General features: G+C 59.2%; 1 protein-coding gene. It reads left to right on the plus strand.

Annotation, left to right across the window (positions count from 1 at the left end; genetic code table 11):
• Positions 1–49 precede the first annotated feature (49 nt).
• The coding region (locus tag ABX749_RS29850; protein ID WP_372899247.1) for a neutral/alkaline non-lysosomal ceramidase N-terminal domain-containing protein at positions 50–2,332 on the plus strand (2,283 nt) is incomplete at its 3' end.

The following is a 2,332-nucleotide window of genomic DNA, read 5'->3' on the forward strand; positions in this document are numbered from 1 at the left end:
GGAAGCCTATCCCACTTTTGACAAGCGATCATTTCCACGAGTGAATTTTATGAATCGAAACGGCTTCGTGTGTTGGTTGTTTCTGGTCTCCCTGGCCGCCGGAACGCTCGACGACAAACCCGTGTGGGCTGGTGAATTGCGAGCGGGAGCGGCATCGGTGGACATCTCCCCCCGCAGCCTGCCGGCGATTCGCAACGGTGGCTTCTTGCAAGCTGAATGGAATCGTGTCGACGATCCGCTGCACGCCCGTTGTCTGGTGTTGTCCGATGGCGAGGAAACCATCGCGATCGCAATCGTCGATTCGTGCATGCTTCCCACGGACATTTGCGACGCCATCAAAGCGAAGGTGGCCGATCAGATTTCGCTACCGCCCCAACGCATCCTGATCAGCGCCACCCACACCCATTCAGCCCCTTCGGCGATGTCGTACTGCTTGGGCACCAGTCGCGATGAGGCGTATGTCGAATTCGTCGTGCCGCAAATCGCCCAGGCGATCGTGTCCGCGCACCGGAACCTGCGACCGGCAAAACTCGGCTGGACGTCCGTGGACGCGGAAGGGCACACGAATTGTCGTCGCTGGATCACCCGCAGCGATCGGATCCGACCCGATCCGTTCGGTGAAACGACGGTGCGGGCCATGATGCATCCGGGGTACTTGAATCCCGATTACGTCAGTCCGGCCGGCCCGGTCGATCCTCAACTGTCCGTGCTGAGCGTCGTTTCCGCCCAGGACGACGCGCCGATCTGCGTGTTGGCGAATTATTCGATGCACTACTTCGGCAGCAGTTCCGGCTTCTCGGCGGACTACTTCGGTGAAGTCGCCGATTTGCTGGAATCGCAAATCGCTCCAACGGATAACGCATCCGATCACACCTTCGTCGGCATCATGTCGCAAGGGACCAGCGGTGATCTGCATTGGATGAACTACGCCAAACCGCATCAACCTGTGAATCGAAAAGACTACGCCAAAGCGATCGCCGAACAAACGTTGGCGGCGTGGAAACAAATCGAGCATCGGTCGGATCTGACGATCGCGATGGCCGAATCACGGATGAAACTCCGCAGGCGAGTTCCCGACGCCCAACGTCTGGCGTGGGCCAAGACAATCAACGAACAACGGGGTGAGCGCCCACCCAAAGATCGCCCGGAAGTCTACGCGCAACAGGCCGAGTGGATTGACGAGAACCCGGAAACAGAAGTGGTTCTGCAAGCCGTGCGGATCGGCGATCTTGGCATCACGGCGCTGCCGAACGAAGTCTACGGAATCACGGGGTTAAAACTAAAACGGCAAAGCCCGCTCGGCGAAACGTTTAACTTGGAACTCGCCAATGGCGCCGAAGGTTACATTCCGCCGCCCGAACAGCATCGCTTAGGCGGATACACAACCTGGCCGGCACGTACGGCTGGATTGGAAATCGATGCGGAACCGAAGATCGTCGACCGCGTGCTGTCACTGTTGGAATCCGTCTCGGGAAAGAAGCGGCGTCCGCTGGTCGATCCTCCGAACGCGTATTCCCGCGCCATCCTCGATGCCGAGCCCACGGCGTACTGGCGTTTGGGCGACATGGTGGTCGACCGTGCGACCGATGCGACGGGCAATCATCATGCGACGTTCCAGGGCGGTGTCGCCCTTTACTTGCCGGGACCGAGCGGCCACGGATTCGGTGAAACTCCCAACCGCAGCGTCTACTTCGCCGGCGGCTCGTTAGAAGCCACCGTGAACTCGCTGCCGAATACCTACAGCATGTCGATGTGGTTTTGGAACGGTTTGCCCGCCGATGGACATGACCAAACGGGGACGCTGTTTTCGCGTGGCCGCGACGAATCAATGGAATCGTTATCGATCGTCGGTGGCGATCAAGGCATGACTTTGCTGGCGTTCGGCGATGGCTCGACACGGCACGTCGCTGCGACACCCCTGTCGACCAAAGCATGGCATCACGTCACGTTGGTGCGTGATTCCGATTCGGTCAAGATCTACTTGGACGGCAACCCGAAGCCGGAATTGGATCAGCCACTCCCGGCAAAGGACGGCTCACCGGCAGAGGAATTCTCATTCGGCCGATTCGACGGCAAGCTTGACGACATTGCCTTGTTCGCGCGAACGCTTTCCGCAGACGAAATTGGCGATTTGTTTCGCACCTCTGAAATGCAACCTCCGGCGCGTCCTCGACGGCCGTTCATTCAAAGCGAAAAACCGTCCAACGACGATACGCTGAAACGGTACGCCGAAGCGGTTCGGACTTCGCAACCGATCGCCTATTGGCGGTTGCATGACGCCGACCGCCAGTCCGCCCGAGACGAACTGGGCGGCAACCACGCTGATTACGAA

Origin of the sequence: Stieleria sp. (genome assembly GCF_041595215.1) — a bacterium.
Taxonomy (GTDB): Bacteria; Planctomycetota; Planctomycetia; order Pirellulales; family Pirellulaceae; genus Stieleria; species Stieleria magnilauensis.